Here is a 16,432-nt window from a genome sequence, read left to right as displayed (position 1 = left end):
GAGCCGGATAATGTCACAGCAAGAGCTATCGCAAGAACTGTCTCAAACGCTGCCTCAGCAAGCAGCCCTGATTGCTGAGGATATCGAGCAGTACCTCCGAGAGCATGAGAACAAGGACCTGCGGCAACGTTGATGATGGTAAGTCGACCCTGATTGGCCGGTTGCTGCACGATTCTAAGGGAATCTTTGAAGATCAGCTGGCAGCGATTACTCAGGCGTCAAAGCTCAGCGGTACTGTCGGTGAAGAGGTTGATCTGGCGTTACTGGTGGACGGCCTGCAGTCCGAGCGTGAGCAGGGCATCACCATTGATGTGGCCTATCGATTTTTCTCGACCGAGCGGCGCAAGTTCATCATTGCCGATACACCGGGGCATGAGCAGTACACCCGCAACATGGCCACAGGCGCCTCTACCGCAGGGCTAGCAATCATTCTGGTGGATGCCCGTCATGGCGTGCAGCCCCAGACGCGTCGCCACAGCTTTATCTGCGACCTGCTGGGCATCCAGCATCTGGTGGTGGCGATCAACAAGATGGATCTGGTCGATTATTCCGAGTCGCGCTTCAATGAAATTGTTGAAGAATATCAGGCGATTGCCGACAGAATCGGCGCACGTGATATTCGCTTCGTACCGCTGTCGGCGCTTAAGGGCGACAACGTGGTCAATCGCAGCGAGCTAATGGACTGGTACCGCGGCGACGAGGGGCAGCCCGGACCCACACTGCTGGATGTTCTGGAAAACGTGACGATTGACCACGATCAGAACCTGCGAGATTTGCGTCTGCCGGTACAGTACGTCAACCGTCCGCATCATGAGTTTCGCGGCTACTGTGGCACCCTGGCTGCCGGAGTGTTGACGCCGGGTCAGCGTATCCGTGTGCTGCCGTCAGGCAAGACCTCAAGTGTTGCGCGTATCGTGACGTTCGACGGCGACCTGGAGGCCGCGTATCCGGGGCAGGCGATTACCGTTACGCTGGCCGACGAGCTGGATATCTCGCGCGGTGACTGGATTGTCGCCGAGCAGGATCAGGTGGTTATGGCTTCCAGCTTTGAGGCCGATATCGTATGGATGAGCGAAGCGCTGCTTGAGCCGGGCCGGGCGATAGATATTGTGCTGGGTAATCAGAACGCATCTGGCCAGGTGACCGATATCTACTACCAGGTGGACGTTAATCGCCTGGAGCAGCTGCCGGCGGAGCATCTTGCATTGAACAGCATCGCCCGCTGCCGGGTGGCGCTGACCAGCGAAGTTGCCGTGGATTGCTATGGTCACAGCCCTGGCACCGGTGGCTTTATCATCATCGACCGGCTGACCAATATCACCGTGGGGGCTGGCATGGTACGCCATATTAGCGCAGCAGATGGCGCAGGCGAGGGGGCAAGTGAAAATCTGCAGGTGAGTGCTGGCGAAACAGACTGGGTGGGTTTTGAAATTGAGCTGAATGCACTGGTGCGGCGTTACTTTCCGCACTGGCAAGCAAAGAATGTCCGTGACCTGCTGGAATAGAATAGACACGGAAAAAAAGCCTAGCGCATTTGCCCTAGGCTTTTACAGTCTAAGCGCTCTGGGAGCGCCACAATAGCCTACATCATAAAACGCGGTGCTTGAGCATCTTGGTTCAATTGAGGATGTTGACAGCATTCGCAATGACCAGCGATAGCAACGCCAGCGAGATCATCGCCTGCAGGGTCATCAGGACCTTGACCCAACGCCGCATCGGCATCACGTCAGTCGGGCTGAACGCCGTTGCGTTTGTGAATCCGAGATACAGGTAGTCGATGATCGTTGGATGCCAGCCCGGGATGGCAAGTTCGGGATTCAGGTCCTCGGGAAACGCAAGTGCTGGTTTCTGACGGCCATGATAAGCGCGCCTGGCAGGACCGCCGCAGTCAAGCTCCCAATACAGCATCCCAAACGTCAGGTTGACGTCGATCCAGACGAGCGTTCCGGCTACAAGCAGAGTCACCGCGTTGTGGAGGTTAGGGGCAGCATCGACGAGCTCGAGAACGAGCAGGATCGCCTCGCCTGTTGCCATGGCGACGAGGAGGAACGTCAACGTGACTGAGAGCCATCGGGCCGCCCCGGAGCGTTGATCGATCCGACCAGGGTCCGACGCGATAACCGCGATGAGCAGGACGATGGCCAGAGTACCGCCTACCAAGCCTAACCATGGAAAGGTGTGAGCAGGAAGCAGTATCGGCAGTGCGACCAGTACCATGACGACCAACGACGGTCCGAGGCGGCGTTCGCCCTTGGCGGGTGTCCAGTCCGTGTTATCCCTATCCAATTCGATTCCTTCTCAGACCGTCGGCAGTTAGTTCAGATCGCCCAAGGTGAGAGGGCTCATCGGATGAGTAAGCAGGCCTGTCTCAGCACAGGGCATCAAGCTTCTCCTTCAGTAGCGCATTGACCTGCTGGGGGTTGGCCGTGCCGCGTGAGGCTTTCATGGTCTGGCCGACGAAGTAGCCGATCATCTTGCCGCGCTTGTCGGGCTCAGCGTCGCGGTACTGGGCGACCTGGGCCGGACTGTCGCTGATCACTTGGTCAATCATCGCTTCGATGGCGGCGGTATCAGTGACCTGCTTGAGGCCTTGGGCGTCAATGATGGCATCGGCGCTGTTGTCATCGGCATTGCCTTCGCTGTTCCACATGGCCTGGAACACCTGTTTGGCGGCTTTACCGTTAATGGTGTCATCCATCACTCGCACGATCAGACCACCCAGCTGTTGAGCGGAGACCGGACTGTCTTCGATGGGCAGGCCTTCGCGGTTCAGGGCGCCCGACAGCTCGCCCTGCACCCAGTTAGCAGCCTGTTTGGCATCGCCGCAGATGGCCATAACGTCCTCGAAGAAGTCAGCCAGGGAGCGGCTGGCAGAGAGTACACCGGCATCGTAGGCCGACAGGCCGAGGGCTTCTTCAAAGCGTTTGCGTTTCTCGTCGGGTAGCTCGGGCAGGTTGTCGCGCAGCTGTTCGACAAAGGCCGAGTCGAGCACGATCGGCAGCAGGTCGGGGCACGGGAAGTAGCGGTAATCGTTGGCTTCTTCCTTAGTGCGCATGCTGCGGGTTTCGTCGGCGTCAGGATCATATAGGCGGGTTTCTTGAACGACCTTGCCGCCGTCTTCGATCAGCTCAATCTGACGCTCTACCTCATAGGCAATGGCGCGCTCAACGAAACGGAAGGAGTTGACGTTCTTGATCTCAGCGCGGGTGCCAAGTTCGGCTTGCCCCTTGGGGCGCACTGAAACGTTGACGTCGCAACGCATCGAGCCTTCGGCCATGTTGCCATCGGAAATGCCCAAGTAGGTCACGATGGCGTGAATCGCCCTGAGATAGGCAACCGCCTGCTTGGCGTTGCGCATGTCCGGCTCGGAGACGATCTCCAGCAATGGCGTGCCAGCGCGGTTCAGGTCGATGCCGGTCATGCCATGGTAGTCCTCATGCAGCGACTTGCCGGCATCTTCTTCAAGATGGGCATGGTGCACGCGAATACGCTGGGTACTGCCATCATCCAGGCTGATCTCGACCTCGCCCGGGCCCACGATGGGGTAATACATCTGGCTGGTCTGATAGCCCTTGGGCAGGTCTGGGTAGAAGTAATTTTTGCGGTCAAACACCGAGACCTCAGCGATCTCGGCGTTGATACCCAGGCCAAACTGAACGGCCATGGTGACGGCCTGTTCGTTAAGTACCGGCAGTGTGCCTGGCATGGCCAAGTCGACCGCGCTGGCCTGCGAATTGGGCTCGGCGCCAAAGTCGGTCGAGGAGCCAGAGAATATCTTGGACTGGGTGGCCAGCTGAACGTGAACTTCCAGGCCAATCACGGTTTCCCACTGCATCAGATGGTCTCCTTGGCAAAGACGGGGCGGCGCAGGTGCCAGTCGGTTGCCTGCTGAAACTGGTGAGCCACGTTGAGCAGCTGGGCTTCGGCAAAGTGCGCGCCAAGCAGCTGCAGGCCGATGGGGCGCTTGCCGTCAAAACCAGCAGGCAGGCTCATGGCGGTGATGCCGGCCAGGTTGCTGGGAATGGTGTAGACATCCTGCAGATACATGGCCACCGGGTCCATATTGGCGCCCAGGTCAAAGGCCGCTGTGGGTGAGGTCGGCCCCATCAGCACATCAACTTCGTTGAAGGCGTCAATGAAATCCTGCTGGATCAACCGGCGCACCTGTTGTGCCTTGGTGAAGTAGGCGTCAAAGAAGCCTTCTGACAGAGTGTGAGTGCCGATCAGGATGCGTCGCTTGACTTCGTCCCCGAAGCCTTCGGCGCGGCTGCGCTTGTACAGGTCTTCAAGATCGGTTGGACTGTGGCAGCGGTGGCCAAAGCGCACGCCATCGTAGCGTGACAGGTTGGCAGAGGCCTCGGCCGAGGCGATCACATAATAGGTAGGCACTGCGTAATGGGTGTGCGGCAGGCTGACCTCGACGACGCTGGCGCCCAGCGACTCATAGACGCGCACGGCTTCGCGCACGGCACTTTCGACCTCAGCCGCCAGGCCGTCGCCGAAATACTCTTTGGGCAGGCCGATTCTGAGGCCGCGCAGCGGCTTGTCCAGTTCGGCGCTGTAGTCCGGCACCTGGCGGGTCACGCTGGTAGAGTCGCGCGGGTCGTGGCCGGCGATGCAGTTCATCAACAGCGCGCAGTCAGCGGCGCTGCGTGCCAGCGGGCCGACCTGATCGAAGCTGGAGGCGTAGGCGACAATGCCGTAGCGCGAGACGCGGCCATAGGTCGGCTTGAGGCCTGTGATGCCGCAAAAGGCTGCGGGCTGTCGGATCGAGCCGCCGGTATCGCTGCCCAGTGCCGCGGGCACCAGGCCGGCGGCTACCGCAGCGGCGCTGCCACCGGAGCTGCCGCCAGGCACGGCAGTAAGGTCCCAGGGGTTTTTCACTGGGCCATAGAAACTTGATTCGCTGGATGAGCCCATGGCGAATTCGTCAAGATTGGTCTTGCCTAGACTGATCACGCTCGCTGCATTCAGTTTTTGAACAATGGTGGCATCGTAGGGCGAGATGAAGTTGTCCAGCATACGTGATCCGCAGCTGGTCTTTACGCCCTGGGTGCAAATGTTGTCCTTGAGCGCGATGGGCAGGCCAGTCAGCCGGTCGCCTTTGCCCGCGGCACGGGCGTCATCAGCCTGCGTTGCGCTGTTGCGCGCGTCGTCGCCGGTCACGCTGATAAAGCTGTTGAGTGACGGATCAAGGCGTTCAATGCGTTTGAGCAGGTGGTCGGTCAGCTCAACGCTGGAATATTCACCCGCCGCGAGATCTGCGGCGAGGTCGGTCAGGGTCTTGTCATGCATGGGCCCGGAGCTCCGTAATGGGGTCCTGTAACGCTGGCGTCAGCCGCTGTCGTTCGGCGGTTACTCGGTCATTTTCGATTGTCATTCTACGACCCGCGGTACCAGATAGAGGCCATCTTCGACGGCGGGTGCACAGCGCTGAAGCTGCTCGCGCTGGTCGCTTTCGCTGACGTCGTCGGCACGCAGAGGCTGGGTGGCATCCAGCGGGTGCGCCATGGGCGCCACGCCGTCGGTGTTCAGGCCTTGCAGCTGGTCGACCATGTCAAGAATGCGCGCCAGATCATCAACATAGCCGCCGGTTTCGCTCTCGCTGAGGCCAATTCGGGCCAAATGGGCAGCCCGAAGAACGTCTACTTGTTCAAGCGCCATGATCGGATGTCCTCGATGAGTATGAAAAAAGAGATAACACAAAGGTGCTAGAATCTATCATATCTGAGGACTTTCTGGCAGGGATCAGGCGCATCTTTGCGAGCTGTCTGGCTTGCCGTGAGCGGGGTGCAGTGGTACCGTTCGCATCGAAATAGGGTTCCCTGTCAGCACTAGGTAGCGACTTCATGTTCAAACGTTTGAGGGGGCTGTTTTCCAGCGATCTGGCGATCGATCTGGGGACAGCTAACACGCTGATATACGTACGTGGGCGCGGTATCGTGCTAGATGAGCCGTCGGTTGTAGCGATCCGTCAGGACCGCAACTCGACCAGCGTAGCCGCCGTAGGTATTGAAGCAAAACGCATGCTGGGACGCACACCGGGCAATATTACCGCGATTCGTCCCATGAAGGATGGCGTGATTGCCAACTTTACTGCCACAGAGCAGATGCTCCAGTACTTTATCCGCAAGGTGCACCAGAGCACCTTGCTGACGCCCAGCCCCCGAGTGCTAGTGTGTGTGCCGGGTATGGCCACGCAGGTTGAGCGCCGCGCCATCAAGGAGTCAGCAGAGCATGCCGGTGCCCGTGAGGTCTCGCTGATTGTTGAGCCCATGGCCGCCGCGATCGGTGCAGGGCTTCCGGTCGGTGAGCCACAAGGCTCGATGGTGCTGGATATTGGTGGTGGCACCAGCGAAATTGCCATTATCTCGCTCAATGGCGTGGTCTACTCACAGTCCATTCGTGTGGGTGGCGACCGCTTTGACGAAGCGATCACTTCTTATGTACGTCGTCATTACGGTAGCCTGATTGGTGAAGCGACGGCCGAGCGCATTAAGGAAGAAGTGGGTAGCGCCTATCCGGGTGGCGAGCTACGCGAGATTGATGTGCGTGGGCGCAACCTGGCAGAAGGCATTCCGCGCAGCTTTACGTTGAACTCCCATGAGATTCTTGATGCTCTGCAGGAGGCGCTGAGCGCCATTGTTGCGGCAGTCAAGAATGCATTGGAACAAGCGCCGCCTGAGCTGGCCTCTGATATCGCCGAGCGTGGCCTGGTGTTGACCGGCGGCGGCGCACTGCTGCGCGATCTGGATAAGTTGATTGCTGAGGAAACCGGTCTGCCGGTGGTGGTGGCTGACGACCCACTGACCTGTGTGGCCCGCGGCGGTGGCAAGGCGCTTGAACTGATTGGCCAGAACGCCTTCGACCTGCTGTCCAGCGACTGATCATCATCGCCGGCTAGACTTCAGTGCCAAGGGGGAAAGCGCTATCAAGCCGTTGTTCACCCACGACTCGCTTCCGTTGTACCGTATGCTGCTGTGTGTGCTGATCGCCTCGCTACTAATGTTCGGTGATCTGCGTTATCCCCGCATGGGAGACTTCCGAGAACGTCTGACAACAGTGGTGGCGCCCATCCAGTGGCTGGTCAGCCTGCCTAGTGAGGCGCTGGACTGGGCTACGTTGGCGCTGTCTGACCAGCGTCGGCTGCTTGAAGAGAACCGCCTGCTGCGTGAGCAGGTGCTTAGTCTTTCGCACCGCGTACAGCGCATGAACAGCTTGATGGCTGAAAACATCCGCCTGCGTGAACTGCTCGATGCTGCGCCCGAAGCGGATATTGCCTATATCACTGCTGAGCTGCTGTCGCTGGATCCTGATCCCTATACCCACCGCATGGTCATCGACCGTGGGCGACGCGACGGCGTCTATCCCGGCCAGCCCGTGATGGATGCCACCGGCCTGATCGGGCAGGTGACTGATGTCTCTACCTACGCCAGCCGCATGCTGTTGGTCAGCGATGCCAGTCATGCGCTACCGGTGCAGGTCAATCGCAACGGCTTGCGCTTTATCCTCCAGGGCACCGGTCATTATGACGAGCTCTCCCTGTTGCATGTGTCAAACACGGACGATGTCCGTGAGGGAGACCTGCTGATGACATCAGGCATGGCGGGGCGTTTTCCCCCCGGCTATCCGGTGGCGCGGGTTTCCAGTGTGATTCATGATCCAGGCCAGCCTTTTGCCCGGGTCATCGCGACTCCCGTTGCCAGGTTGAAGCGTTCGCGACACTTCATGTTGCTGTTCCCACCAGAGCAAACAGCGGTGCCGGGGCGTGGCGGCTGGGGAGAAATACTGTCTCCCGAGGCGCTGGATGGCGCGCTTGAATTAAACCGCCTAATTCAGGAGGGTGCTGAATGGCAAGAGTGAGTGCGCTTGGCATGGCGGGCATTTGGCTCAGCCTGTTTCTGGCACTTTGCCTGCAAGTGATGCCGTTGGCGGATGAGTGGCAGATATGGCGACCTGACTGGATGGGTCTGATGCTGGTCTACTGGTGCATGCAGACACCAGACCGGGTCGGCATCTTTCACGGCTTTGTGCTGGGGATTTTGCTGGACCTCATTGAAGGCGCGCCCCTGGGGCAAAATGCATTGCTGCTGTCGTTGCTGGCCTTTCTCGCCGCGTTGATTCATTCACGCTTCCGCCATTATTCGATGGTTCAGCAGGCCGTCATGGTGCTGGTACTACTAGGCACTGTCCAGTTGCTGGAGCAGTGGTTACGCACCCTTATCGGGTCGTTTTCAATCCATCTTTCCTTTCTGTTGCCCTCGTTGATCAGCGCATTGCTGTGGCCGTGGCTGTCTACACTGCTGCGGGCCCTGCGCCGTTTGCCTGGCAACGCCTGACTCTTCCTTGGAGGTGGCATGAGTGGCCCCCGTCTGTGTCTGGCGTCGGCATCGCCGCGCCGCAGTGAGTTGCTGGCCTCGATAGGGCTGAACGCTATTACCTGTGCAGTGGACATTGATGAGACACCACTGCCTGAAGAGCCCCCTGAGGCGCTGGTAATACGCCTGGCTGAGGCCAAAGCGGTTGCCGCTTCAACCTGTGACGCCTGTATCGGAGATGCTGCGCAGCTGCCCGTTCTGGGTGCGGATACGGTAGTGGTCTGCGATGGACGGATTTTTGGTAAACCGCGCGACCGTGCCGACGGCGCCTGGATGCTGCGCCAACTGTCAGGGCGGCGACATCACGTCATTACTGGCGTGGCGGTTAACGGGCCACAAGGTCTAGTGTCGCTCAGTGTTACCACGCATATCACCCTGCGCCAGCTGGATAGCAACGAAATTGATGCCTACTGGGCGACTGGCGAGCCACTGGACAAGGCCGGCGGCTTTGCTATCCAGGGGCGCGGGGCGCTGTTTGTTTCCTACCTGGAAGGCAGCCACTCGGCTGTTGTCGGCCTGCCGCTTTATGAAACCGCCCAGCTGCTGGCGTACCAGGGCGTAGAGCTATGGACACCGGCGCCGCAGCAAGCTATGCCATAATGGTTTTCATTTGTTCTGGACAAGGAATTCTGCATGAGCGGTGAAGTACTGATCAATTTGACGCCCATGGAGACCCGTGTCGCGGTGGTCGAAAATGGTGTCCTGCAGGAGGCTTTGATCGAGCGGTCCTGGCGGCGCGGCATTGTGGGCAATATCTACAAAGGCCGCGTGGTGCGCGTACTGCCCGGTATGCAGGCGGCTTTTGTTGATATCGGCCTTGATCGCGCGGCTTTTATTCACGCACAGGAGGTGATGCCGCAAGGCACACCCAGCGATGAGCAGGTCTCTATCGCGCATCTGTTGCACGAAGGCCAGGCGCTGGTCGTGCAGGCCAACAAGGATGCGATAGGTTCCAAGGGTGCGCGCCTGACCACGCATCTGTCGGTGCCTTCCCGCTATTTGGTGTATATGCCGGACTCGCCGAATCACGGTGTATCCCAGCGCATAGAGGATGAAGCAGAGCGTGAGCGGCTGCGGCAGCTGGTTGAAGCGGCAAGCGCAGAGCAAAGCCTTGAGGTCAGCGGCGGTTTTATCGTACGCACTGCTGCCGAAGGCGTCAGTCTGGAAGAGATTTCCAGCGACATGCATTTTCTGCTGCGGCTGTGGCGCAAGATTAACGAGCGGAAAGTGACCGCGCCGGCGCCTAGCGTCATCTATGACGACCTGCCGCTATTCATTCGCACACTGCGAGACGTGATGCGCGACGGTATCGAAAAAGTGCGTATCGACTCGCGAGAAAACTACCTCAAGCTGGTCGAGTTTGCCGAAGAGTTCATGCCGGCCGCCGTCGGGCGTATCGAGCACTATTCCGGCGAGCGTCCGATATTCGACTTGTTCAGTGTTGAGGATGAAATCCAGAAGGCGCTGGGGCGCAAGGTGCAGCTGAAGTCGGGTGGCTATCTGGTCATTGATCCTACCGAAGCCATGACTACCATTGACGTCAATACTGGCGGCTATGTGGGACACCGTAACCTGGAAGAAACCATTTTCAAAACCAACTTGGAAGCGGCCACGGCGATTGCTCGGCAGTTACAGCTGAGAAACCTTGGTGGCATCATCATCATCGATTTTATCGATATGAGTGACGTCGAACATCAGCGCCAGGTGCTCCGTGTACTCGACAAATCACTGGAGCGTGATCATGCCAAGACCAAGAGCACCGGTTTTACCGAGCTTGGTCTAGTGCAGGTGACGCGCAAGCGTACGCGGGAAAGTCTTGAGCAGACGCTGTGCGAGGCGTGCCCGTCCTGTGAGGGGCGCGGTTCGCTGAAAACACCAGAATCGGTGTGCTATGAGATATTTCGCGAAATCCTGCGCGAAGAGCGGGCCTACAGTGCGGAAACATACGTGGTGCTGGCCTCCCAGGCGGTGGTTGACCGTCTACTGGATGAAGAGTCTGCCGCGGTAGCTGATCTGGAAGAGTTCATTGGTAAGCCCATTCGCTTTCAGGTTGAAGCTCACTACTCCCAGGAGCAGTACGATATTGTACTGATGTAACCATGGCGGCAGCTCGAGGCGTGTTTCGTTGGATTCTTACCCTGATGGCAGTGACTCTGGCGCTGGTGGCAGTGCTGTTGAGTGTCGTCAGGCTGACTGCCGATCAGGCAAATCGCCTGGAGCCGCGACTGGAAGCTCTGCTAGCTGAGAAGCTGAGCGCTGAAGTCAGTGTCGGCGAGCTCGCGGGTCGCCTGCAAGGACTGGATTTTTCGCTGGCCATGCAGGACCTGCGCATCAACAGCCAGGGCACTAATACCCTCAAGCCGCTGTTTGACATCGATCAGGCTTACCTGCGCCTGGACACCCTGGCAACGCTCACCCAGGGCGTTCCGGTGCTTAGCCATGCCCGTGTCAGCGGTGTGACCTTGCACCTTTACCAGGCCGAAGACCTCAGCTGGTATTGGCCCGGCTCTCCCGTGATAGGTGACTTCTGGGCGCGGGATAGCGAGCTCGACCTGGCGGAGCTGGATGACTGGACGGTGGCTCTACTGCGCCAGCGGCTGTGGGGGGATGGCTTGAGGGTCGTGCTGCACGGACAGCAGCGCACCCTGACAATGCAGGTGCCCAAGCTACTAATCAGCGGTGATGAGGGGGATGTCCGGCTTGAGGGAAGCGTCGAGCTGATCGAGCAGCGGGCAGGACAGCAGAAAAATCAGAGCGAGGCATTCCAGGTCGCTATGCAGGTGGTCCCTGGCAAAAGAGGGCTGGCTGACTTCACGGCAGGCTTACAGGCCAACATGAACCTGGAAAGCTTGGGCGTCGTGCTGCGTGGACTGGGGCTTGGGGCGGTGCTGGAGCTGGATGACGTAACCGGCTCTGCTAGGCTCTGGGCCCGTTGGTACCAGGGGCGTCTTGAGGATGCTCGTCTCGACGTGCAAGTGCCGCGCCTCGTGCTGAGCCAGCCTCAAGCAGTAGCGGCTCGCAGGGAGCAGCCGCTGGTGCTAAGGCAGGCGTCGTTGTTGGGGCAGTGGCTACGCAACGCCAACAACGATGGCTGGCAAGCCTGGTTTACCGGCGAGGCGGCTGATCAGAACGGCGAAAGCAGCGACCTAAGCGAAGTTGATGCCAGCGAGGGTAAAGGGCTGCCAATGCCGCGTTACTGGTACGCTAGCAGTCGTAACAACGGCTGGTGGCTGAACGGCAGCGCCTTTGAGCTGGACGCTTTGGCCTCCTGGTATGACCGGCTGCCGCTACCCGAGGCCTTGACCCGAACTCTGGAGGCTCTGGTGCCACGTGGCATGGTTAATGCGTTGGGCATTGGCTATCTGGACGATCAGTGGCAGGCGCAGGTTAGTGCCAGCCATGTTTCGGTGTCGCCGTGGGACGATGTACCTGGCGGTGGCCCGTTGGACATCTGGCTTGAGGCCAAGGGCGCGCGGGGTGATGTGCGCTTTATCAACAGCGCCAGCCAGCCAGGCAATGTGGCACAGGCCGCGCTGGAGCTGCCCGAGCTGTTTGATGGTGCCCTGGTGCTGGACCATGCCAGTGGCCAGGTGAAGTGGATTTATGACGGGCCGCGCAGTTCGATAAGCGGTGTGGATCTGCTGGCACGCATGAGCGGTGCCACAGTGGAGGGCACCTTTGGTCTGGTGGTTGGCAGTGAAGGCAATACAGATCGTGGCGGCTTTGGGTTGAGTCTGGAAATGACTGATATTGATGCCGTCGATCAGCCGCTGAAAGACTGGTTGCCAATGAAACTTCTGCGCGAGAAGCTCGATGCGAAGTTCGTCGACTGGCTGGCCACCGACGTGCAGGCGCGGGTGCCCGAGGGCGAATTTACTCTGCACCTGCCGCTGGATAAAAAAGGCGAATATGAAGACGACGACGTGGGCGTGCTGTTCGGGCTTGATATGGAGGTCCGCGATGGCCGCCTGCTGCTTGATCCGGACTGGCCACGTGTTGAAGGCATCAGAGGTCGGCTGTCGCTGGTTAATGAAATGCTTGAGGCAAGCGTCGATAGTGCACAAAGCCTGGGCGTTGCTGTTACGCACGGTGAAGCGAAGCTGCTCGACAAGGTGCTGTCAGTCAATGCCGGTCTTGATGCCTCGCCGGATGCGGTGTCTCGCTATCTGGCGGCCATGCCTGCCGAGGGTATGACGCTGGCCGAGGATTGGCAGGGTGAGGGAAAAATTGATGGCCAGGTTGCGCTGAACCTGCCGATGTCCCGCCCGGAAGACATGCGCCTAAGCGTGGATGCACAGTTGGCCGTTGAGCGGCTCACCAATAAGACAGTTGGACTGACGTTGTATGATCTCCACGGCCCACTTCGCTGGCAGAAAAAAGCTGCCAGCACTGGCCTGAATGCGCAGTTGGAGGCTCGGGCGCTGGGTGGGCCGGTCAAGGCCAGCATTGATACGGCTAAAGACGACCTAACGTTCTCTGGTCGGTCTGCGGTCAGCGAACTGCTGGCGCTGGGTGCGCCAGGCGGGGTCGGGCAGATCATTTCCGGCGAGATGCCTTGGCAGGTCAGTGTCAATATTGACAGCATACCTGTAACGGCGTTGATCGAAAGTGGCCTGGAGGGTGTGGCGATCAACCTGCCCGCACCGCTGGGCAAGTCTGCCGCCACGCCGCGCCCCTTGAGTCTGAGGCTGTCGCTTGCCGACGCGCCAGAACTGTCCGGGCATGTGGGCACTGATGTGGGCCTGAGGTGGCGTAGTGACGGAGGCGGGTCAGACAGCTCCCGAGGCCAGCTCTGGCTGAAGCGTGAGGCGCCAGGCAGCTGGCCGAGCCAATCGGGGTGGTCGGTATCCGGTTACTTGCCTGAGCTTGTGTTGCCTGAGTGGGCCAAAGCGCTGTCGCCACTGGCTGAAAATGCTGGTGATAGGCCAGCAAGTCCGGGAGCAGGGTCGGGGCTGAACGAGCTGGCCTTTGACACAGACTGCTTGCGCATCAGTGACAGTTGCCTCGGCTCGGTGGGCGTCAGTGGCCAGCCGAGAGGTGAAGGCTGGAAGCTGGCGTTGGATGGCAGTCTGCTGAACGGGAAGCTGGACTATCAGCCGGGTGCCGATATCGCACTGGATCTTTCCTTGCAGCGGCTGACGCTGGATGGCCTGATACCAGACAGCTCGCAAAGCGGACCGGGAAAACTGCTTGACCAGGTCTATGTGCCGCCCCGGCCCGAGCCTATGTCTGAATGGGTGGGCAGCTTGCCCGATGGGCGCTTGCGTGTGGCGGATCTGTATCGTCAGGGGCGTCGCTTTGGCCCCTTGACGGTCTATTGGAATAGCACGCCTGGCAATCTGGCTGTCAGCCCCGCAGGCCTTACCTTGGGGGAAATCAGTATCAGCGGAGAGCTGGCTTGGGAGGCAGCCGGCCCGGAGTCAAGCTTGACCCGGATGCGGGGTGCGCTCAACGGTCGCAACCTGGGTAATGCCCTGTCACTGTTGGGCGAAGATCCACCTCTGACCAGTGCCAGCACACAAGTAAGCAGTCAGTTGGCATGGCCCGGCGCGCCCTGGCAGTTTGCTCTGGCCCGCTCCCAGGGCAGCATTCATGCGGAGCTTCGCGATGGCCGCTTTCTCACACTGGGTTCGCCTTCGGCGCGGCTTATTGGACTGCTAAATGTTGACAATCTGATTCGTCGGCTACGGCTGGATTTCTCCGATATTACCGGGCGCGGAACCGCTTTCAATAGTGTCACCGGTGCGGCGACCCTGTATGGTGGCGTGCTTGAAACCCAAGGGCCGATCAGGATCGGGGGGCCGGCAGCCAATATCACGCTGAGCGGCACCGTTGATCTGATTCGTCACCAGATGGATCAGCGTCTGACCATCAACCTGCCGCTGGGTCGGAGTCTGTCGCTGGCGGTGGTGGTGGCAGGAGCCCCTGTTGTCGGAGGGGCGCTGTTTATTGCTGATATGCTGCTCGGTGATACCATTGACCGGGTGACACAACTCAATTACCGCGTGCGGGGTCCCTGGACTTCGCCGCAGATATCTCTGGAACGTGCCGAATGACATCATCGTCAGATTCTCTTCTCGACCAGGCCGCCGCCGTGCTGTTGGCTCCCGGCGGCCTTGATCTTGGTGCACTGGATACCGGCCTTGGCCACGCGCTGGGGGCAGGTATTGATTACGCCGACCTCTATTTCGAGCGCAGCTGGCATGAAGGCTGGATGCTTGAGGATGGTGAGGTCAAGGAAGCCAGCTACAACATTGATGGCGGTGTTGGTGTGCGTGCTATGGCCGGCGAGAAAACCGGCTTTGCCTACTCCAATCAGATTACTGCTGAAGCGCTGGCCGAAACCGGTCGCACTGCTAGTGGCATTGTGCGCAGTGGTCAACGGTTGGCTGGCGTGCCAGTAGCGACTACCCATACCAGCCAGCGCTATGATGCTAAGGACCCGTTGTCGGGGCTGTCTGCCGAAGACAAAATTGCCATGCTCAAAGAGGCTGATCGTATTGCTAGAGCGGCGGACCCGTCCGTCAGTCAGGTCAGTGCTTCGCTTTCTGGTGTTTATGAGGTGGTGCTAGTGCGGGCTAGCGACGGCACTCTGGCTGCCGATATTCGCCCACTGGTGCGCTTCAATGTCAGTGTCATTGCAGCGCGCAATGGTCGGCGTGAGCGCGGCAGTGCCGGTGGCGGTGGCCGCTACCCGATGGCCAGATTGCGCGATGAAAATGTCGCGCGTCGCTTTGCCGAGGAGGCGGTTCGCCAGGCGCTGGTCAATCTTGAAGCTGAAGATGCCCCAGCCGGCCAGATGCCGGTGGTGTTGGGCAATGGCTGGCCGGGTATCTTGTTACACGAGGCTGTTGGCCACGGGCTGGAAGGCGATTTCAACCGTAAGGGCAGTTCGGCGTTTGCCGGTCGTATCGGTCAGCGTGTCTCTGCACCCGGTGTCACCGTAGTGGATGACGCCACTCTGGCGGATCGGCGTGGCTCATTGAGCATTGATGATGAAGGTACGCCGGGGCAAAGCACGACGCTGATCGAAGACGGCATTCTGACCGGCTACATGCAAGATAAGCTCAATGCGTGCTTGATGGGCATGTCGCCCACCGGCAATGCGCGACGCGAGTCCTTTGCGCACATGCCCATGCCGCGCATGACCAACACCTATATGCGCGCTGGCCAGGACGACCCCGAGGACATCATAAAAAGCGTCTCCCGCGGACTGTATGCGGTGAGTTTCGGTGGCGGTCAGGTGGATATCACCTCGGGCAAGTTCGTGTTTTCAGCCAGCGAAGCCTATCTGATCGAAAACGGCCGCATCACGACACCTGTGAAGGGCGCCACGCTGATCGGTAACGGTCCCGAGGCAATGAGTCGGGTTTCCATGATCGGCCATGATCTCGAACTGGACAGCGGCGTTGGCGTGTGTGGTAAAGAGGGCCAGAGCGTACCGGTAGGCGTGGGTCAGCCTACCATCAAGCTCGATGAGCTGACGGTAGGCGGGACGCAGTCTTAAAAACGGCTCTGATGAAACGTCCTGAGCGAAGCGTGCGGTTTACTCCTGTGCCGCTTCGCGCAGCAATTTGAACAGGCGGCGGGCATTGGTTGGCGGTTTTTGTTGATCACGCTCGTTGCGGGCATTTCGGATCAACTGACGTAGCGCCTGGCGGTCAATGGCAGGGTAGTCGTCGAGCAGTGGTTCAATGGCTGCGTCGCCTTCCTCGATCAGGCGGTCGCGCCAAGCTTCCAGGCGGTGAAAGGCGTTATCGCGGCGCAGCTGTTCGCGTTCCATAGCGTCAAATACGGCTTGAATGCCTTCAAGGTCTTCGCGACGCATCAGTTTGCCGACGTATTGCATGTGCCGCCGCCGGGCCTCGCGGGCCTTGATCCGGCCAGTTTCCTCAATGGCGCGAAGCAGATCATCGGAGAGAGGGAAGCGCGAGCGCTCGCTGTCTTTCATGGCAATGAGCTGCTCGCCCAAGGCCTGCAGCGCATGCATTTCACGCTTTAACTGTGACTTGCTGGGCCGTTCGTCAGCCGAAGAAAGATCATCCTGGGTCATG

At 59.5% G+C, this 16,432-nt stretch carries 12 protein-coding genes and 1 pseudogene; 8 read left to right on the top strand and 5 right to left on the bottom strand.

Annotated elements, in window-relative coordinates; translation table 11 throughout:
• Positions 1-49 precede the first annotated feature (49 nt).
• A pseudogene (cysN, locus tag ACTH3D_RS05330) lies at positions 50-1,505 on the top strand (sulfate adenylyltransferase subunit CysN).
• A gap of 112 nt (positions 1,506-1,617) precedes the next feature.
• On the opposite strand, the gene ACTH3D_RS05325 reads toward cysN, so the two are convergent.
• The 4 genes from ACTH3D_RS05325 to gatC form a co-directional block, all read right to left on the bottom strand.
• Positions 1,618-2,286 (bottom strand): DUF1345 domain-containing protein, encoded by a 669-nt coding sequence (locus ACTH3D_RS05325; protein ID WP_441666013.1) that lies wholly within the window; start codon positions 2,284-2,286, stop codon positions 1,618-1,620.
• A gap of 82 nt (positions 2,287-2,368) precedes the next feature.
• On the bottom strand, positions 2,369-3,835 hold the full coding sequence (gatB, locus tag ACTH3D_RS05320; protein ID WP_441666011.1) for an Asp-tRNA(Asn)/Glu-tRNA(Gln) amidotransferase subunit GatB: 1,467 nt from the start codon (positions 3,833-3,835) through the stop codon (positions 2,369-2,371).
• On the bottom strand, positions 3,835-5,295 hold the full coding sequence (gene gatA / locus ACTH3D_RS05315; RefSeq protein ID WP_441666009.1) for an Asp-tRNA(Asn)/Glu-tRNA(Gln) amidotransferase subunit GatA: 1,461 nt from the start codon (positions 5,293-5,295) through the stop codon (positions 3,835-3,837). The genes gatB and gatA overlap by 1 nt, the downstream gene beginning before the upstream one ends.
• Before the next feature lie 81 nt (positions 5,296-5,376).
• A complete protein-coding gene (gene gatC, locus ACTH3D_RS05310; RefSeq protein ID WP_441666007.1) occupies positions 5,377-5,664 on the bottom strand; it encodes an Asp-tRNA(Asn)/Glu-tRNA(Gln) amidotransferase subunit GatC in 288 nt (95 codons plus the stop codon).
• A gap of 185 nt (positions 5,665-5,849) precedes the next feature.
• Here gatC and ACTH3D_RS05305 point away from each other — a divergent pair, with 185 nt between their 5' ends.
• The 7 genes from ACTH3D_RS05305 (at position 5,850) to tldD (ending at position 15,885) form a co-directional block, all read left to right on the top strand.
• A complete protein-coding gene (locus tag ACTH3D_RS05305) occupies positions 5,850-6,887 on the top strand; it encodes a rod shape-determining protein (RefSeq protein WP_441666005.1) in 1,038 nt (345 codons plus the stop codon).
• A gap of 85 nt (positions 6,888-6,972) precedes the next feature.
• Positions 6,973-7,863: a rod shape-determining protein MreC gene (gene mreC, locus ACTH3D_RS05300; protein WP_441666041.1), complete on the top strand. Its 891-nt coding sequence runs from the start codon at positions 6,973-6,975 to the stop codon at positions 7,861-7,863.
• On the top strand, positions 7,851-8,339 hold the full coding sequence (gene mreD / locus ACTH3D_RS05295) for a rod shape-determining protein MreD (protein ID WP_441666003.1): 489 nt from the start codon (positions 7,851-7,853) through the stop codon (positions 8,337-8,339). Before mreC ends, mreD begins: the two co-directional genes overlap by 13 nt.
• An 18-nt stretch (positions 8,340-8,357) precedes the next feature.
• Positions 8,358-8,978, top strand: coding sequence for a Maf family protein (locus tag ACTH3D_RS05290; protein ID WP_441666001.1), 621 nt, complete (start codon positions 8,358-8,360; stop codon positions 8,976-8,978).
• Positions 8,979-9,011: 33 nt separating this feature from the next.
• Positions 9,012-10,475 carry a ribonuclease G gene (gene rng, locus ACTH3D_RS05285; RefSeq protein ID WP_441665999.1) on the top strand — a complete coding sequence of 488 codons (1,464 nt, stop codon included), beginning with the start codon at positions 9,012-9,014 and terminating at the stop codon, positions 10,473-10,475.
• A gap of 2 nt (positions 10,476-10,477) precedes the next feature.
• Entirely contained in the window at positions 10,478-14,434 is a 3,957-nt protein-coding gene (locus ACTH3D_RS05280) for a YhdP family phospholipid transporter (RefSeq protein ID WP_441665997.1), read from the top strand.
• Complete coding sequence (tldD, locus tag ACTH3D_RS05275) at positions 14,431-15,885, top strand: metalloprotease TldD (RefSeq protein WP_441665995.1); 1,455 nt, start codon at positions 14,431-14,433, stop codon at positions 15,883-15,885. Before ACTH3D_RS05280 ends, tldD begins: the two co-directional genes overlap by 4 nt.
• Positions 15,886-15,924: 39 nt before the next feature.
• On the opposite strand, the gene yjgA is transcribed toward tldD, so the two are convergent.
• On the bottom strand, positions 15,925-16,431 hold the full coding sequence (gene yjgA, locus ACTH3D_RS05270; protein ID WP_441665993.1) for a ribosome biogenesis factor YjgA: 507 nt from the start codon (positions 16,429-16,431) through the stop codon (positions 15,925-15,927).
• Between the last annotated feature and the right edge of the window lies 1 nt (position 16,432).

Origin of the sequence: Halomonas sp., assembly GCF_052095765.1 — a bacterium.
In the GTDB taxonomy this organism is placed as follows: domain Bacteria; phylum Pseudomonadota; class Gammaproteobacteria; order Pseudomonadales; family Halomonadaceae; genus Halomonas.
The sequence above is the reverse complement of the archived record's forward strand: the minus strand, read 5'-3'. Positions and strand labels throughout refer to the sequence as shown.